This is a genomic window from Yoonia sp. (genome assembly GCF_046292185.1).
Taxonomy (GTDB): Bacteria; Pseudomonadota; Alphaproteobacteria; order Rhodobacterales; family Rhodobacteraceae; genus Yoonia.
Window position 1 is genome coordinate 1 of the sequence record NZ_JBKBQY010000152.1, and the last position, 3813, is coordinate 3813.

Sequence of the window (3813 nt, forward strand, 5' to 3'; positions counted from 1 at the left end):
CAATGACACAGAGGCCAAGGATCGGCGCGGTTTTTCAGACGAAGAATTGCAGGATCTGGTTGCCTCCACTGACAGTGGTGCGCGCAACCCCCGCAACCGGGCCGTGGCGCTGTTGATCGCCGGGTTGGCCTTGTTCTGGGCCTTTTTTCAGGTCTGGATCGCGGAACCGCAATTCTGGTTCGGCCAATTGCCTTTTGTCAAAATCCTCGGTTCTGACCAGACCCGCCCGATGCATCTGGCGTTGGCCTTGGCGTTGGCCTTTCTGGCCTATCCGGCGGCCAAGACATCGCCGCGTGATCATATCCCGCTATATGACTGGGCGCTTGCCATTCTCGGTGCCGGTTCGGCGCTGTATGTTTTCTGGTTCTCGCGGGAATTGGCGGGCACCGCACGGTCCGGCTTGCCGACCGACACGCAGTTCTGGGTCGGCCTCGTCGGCGTTCTGACCCTGCTGGAGGCAAGCCGCCGCTCGCTTGGCCCGGCGCTGACGGTCGTCGCCAGCATTTTCCTTGCCTACAGCTATTTCGGCCAAGGCTGGCTGATCCCCGATCTGATTGCTCATAACGGGCGCACATTCACATCCATCATCAACACGCAATGGCTGTCGACTGAGGGCGTGTTCGGCATCCCCTTGGGTGTTTCTACGTCTTTTGTGTTTCTGTTCGTGCTGTTCGGGTCCTTGCTGGATAAGGCGGGGGCAGGCAATTATTTTATCAAGATGGCCTTTGCCGGGCTGGGACATCTGCGCGGCGGCCCTGCCAAGGCGGCGGTCGTCGGTTCCGCTGCGACCGGTCTGATCTCCGGGTCATCCATCGCCAATGTTGTTACCACCGGTACATTCACCATCCCGCTGATGAAACGCGTTGGCTTTTCCAGCGAAAAGGCGGGCGCGGTCGAGGTGTCGTCATCCGTCAACGGCCAGATCATGCCGCCGGTCATGGGTGCGGCGGCGTTCCTGATGGTCGAATTCATCGGAATTTCCTATCTGGAGGTGATCAAGCACGCCTTCATCCCCGCGATCATCAGCTATATCGCGCTGGTCTATATCGTGCATCTGGAAGCTTTGAAAAAGGACATGCCCGCGCTAGGCGAAGGTGGCAGCCTTTTGTCGATGCTGTTGAAAGTCTTCATCGGTTTCGCCATCGCGGGCGTGGTTTTCTATGCCGTCATCTGGCTTGTGAACCTTTTGCGCAGTGTCGCACCCGGGATCGCACCATGGGTGATTTTCGCGGCTGTGGCCGGGCTATATATTGCAGCGCTTTCTGTGGCGTCCAAAAAGCCGGAACTGGAAATCGACGACCCTAACGCCAAGCAGATCAAACTGCCCGTGATGGGCGAGGTGGTGCCAACCGGCCTGCATTACCTGCTGCCGATCATCGTTCTGGTCTGGTTCCTGATGGTGGAACGGCAATCCCCGGCGAAATCTGCCTTCTATGCTGTCATGGTGATGTTCGCGATCCTGCTGACACAAAAGCCGATCAAGGCGCTGATGCGCGGCGAAAGTGATTTGATCGGCCAGTTCCGCGCCGGTTTTGATGACCTGATCGAAGGCATGATCGCCGGGGCGCGGAACATGATCGGCATCGCCGTGGCCACCGGTGCCGCCGGTATCATAGTGGCGACAGTCACACGCACGCCGATTGGTACCGAACTGGCCGGGCTGGTCGAAATGCTGTCAGGCGGCAATCTGTTCATCATGCTGCTGCTGGTTGGGGTGTTTTCACTGGTCCTTGGCCTCGGGCTGCCGACGACGGCGAATTATATTGTCGTGTCCTCCTTGATGGCCGGTGTTGTGGTCAGCCTTGGCGCAGATCAGGGGCTGATCATTCCGTTGATCGCGGCGCATTTGTTCGTGTTCTATTTTGGGATCATGGCGGATGTGACGCCGCCTGTCGGCTTGGCCAGTTTCGCCGCAGCTGCGGTGTCGGGGGGTGATCCGATCAAGACCGGTTTCACCGCGTTTTTCTATAGCCTGCGCACCGTTGCGCTGCCGTTTCTGTTTGTCTACAACCCGACGCTGATCCTGTTCGGCGTCGATCTGGGGACAACGACCGGCATACTGATCGCGTTGCAGATATTTGTCGTGGCGACCTTTGCGATGCTGCTGTTTGCCGCCGCGACCCAGGGCTATTTCTTCGCGCGCTCGCGGCTGTGGGAATCGGCCGCACTGCTGCTGGTGGCCTTCACGCTCTTCGTGCCGAATTTCTGGCTCGACCGGGTGCAGCCGCAGTTTGAAAACCTGCCCGGCACCAGTTTCGAAACCGTGCTCGAAGAAACCGAACAAGGCGATTTCCTGCGCTTCGTCGTCTCCGGTCCCGATTTCGCGACCGGCAATATCCGCACCACGACCTTGCGGATCGATATCGACGACACGCCGCCAGCGCAAAGGCTTGCGAATACTGGCCTGTTCCTGCTGCCTGAGGGCGAATATATGATGATGGAAGAACCGATGCCCGGCAGCACCTTTGCCGAGTCTTTGCGCAGTTTCGATTTCTACGGCAATGACATGGTCGAAATTGCCCGCGTCGAAGTTCCGCGCGACAGGATGCCTGCGGAAATCTTCTACCTTCCCGCCTTTCTGCTTCTGGGTCTTGTGATCCTGTTCCAGCGCCGCAGACAGACCAAACCCGCATTCTAAGGATTACCACCATGCCCAGATCGATCCTGATGCCCATCGACCTGACCGACGACGTCAGCTGGCAAGCCGCCCTGCGCGAGGCCTTGTTGATGGTTGGTGAAGACGGCATTCTGCATGTCGTCAGCGTCCTGCCCGATTTCGGGCTGGCGCAAGTCAGCGGCTATTTCAAAAAGAACTACGAAAAAGAAGCAATCTCTGCCTTTGGCAAGGCCCTGACCGATTGGATCAACGATCATGTGCCCGACAGCGTTGATGTGCATCCGCATATCCTGCACGGCACGATCTATGACGAAATTCTGCGTGCTGCGGAAAAATTGTCGGTTGATGTGATAGTCATGGGGTCGCATCGCCCGGTGTTCCGCGACTATCTGCTTGGCCCGAATGCAGCGCGCGTGGTCCGGCACGCCCGCTGTTCGGTTTATGTCGTGAGGAGCTAAGCCTTTGTCCAACCACATCTTTGGCCGCGCGACCAAGGGCCAGCTTGCACATGCCGTGGCTGGTGACGGGTGCTACATCATTGACGCTGCTGGTAAGCGCTATCTGGATGGGTCGGGCGGTGCCGCCGTATCCTGCCTTGGTCATTCCGACGCAGGGGTGCGCGCCGCCCTGCATGACCAACTGGACCGGATTGCCTTTGCCCATACCGGGTTTTTTACCACGCAAGTGGCCGAAGACCTTGCCGATCTGCTGACCGCGGAGGCGCCTGCCGGTCTGGACCGGGTCTATCTCGTCTCTGGCGGGTCAGAGGCGGTGGAGGCGGCGCTGAAACTCGCCCGCCAGTATTTCATGGAAATTGGTCAGCCGGACCGGCACCGGGTCATCGCGCGGCGGCAAAGTTATCATGGCAACACTCTGGGCGCGCTGGCCGCTGGGGGCAACGCGTGGCGGCGCGCGCAATTCGCGCCTTTGCTGGCGGACACCAGCCATATCGCGCCCTGCTATGAATATCGCGACCGGCAGGATGGTGAAACGCCGGAAGCCTACGGGCTGCGCGTCGCGGATGAGCTGGAGGCGGAAATCCAGCGCCTTGGCCCCGAAACGGTGATGGCTTTTATCGCTGAACCCGTGGTCGGTGCCACGATGGGCGCAGTGCCTGCCGTGCCCGGTTACCTCAAACGTATCCGGCAGATTTGCGACCGCCACGGCGTGTTGCTGATTTTGGATGAAGTCATGTG

At 59.3% G+C, this 3813-nt stretch carries 3 protein-coding genes; all 3 read left to right on the plus strand.

The genetic code is table 11. From position 1 onward, the window contains the following. Positions 1 to 46: 46 nt before the first annotated feature. Positions 47 to 2638, plus strand: a complete 2592-nt coding sequence (locus ACK4TM_RS17165) for a TRAP transporter permease (RefSeq protein ID WP_409703725.1) — start codon at positions 47 to 49, stop codon at positions 2636 to 2638. A gap of 11 nt (positions 2639 to 2649) precedes the next feature. Then, positions 2650 to 3075, plus strand: a complete 426-nt coding sequence (locus ACK4TM_RS17170; protein ID WP_409703719.1) for a universal stress protein — start codon at positions 2650 to 2652, stop codon at positions 3073 to 3075. A 4-nt stretch (positions 3076 to 3079) separates the two neighbouring features. After that, positions 3080 to 3813 (plus strand): aminotransferase class III-fold pyridoxal phosphate-dependent enzyme (locus ACK4TM_RS17175; protein ID WP_409703722.1); only part of this gene is annotated, 734 nt, incomplete at its 3' end.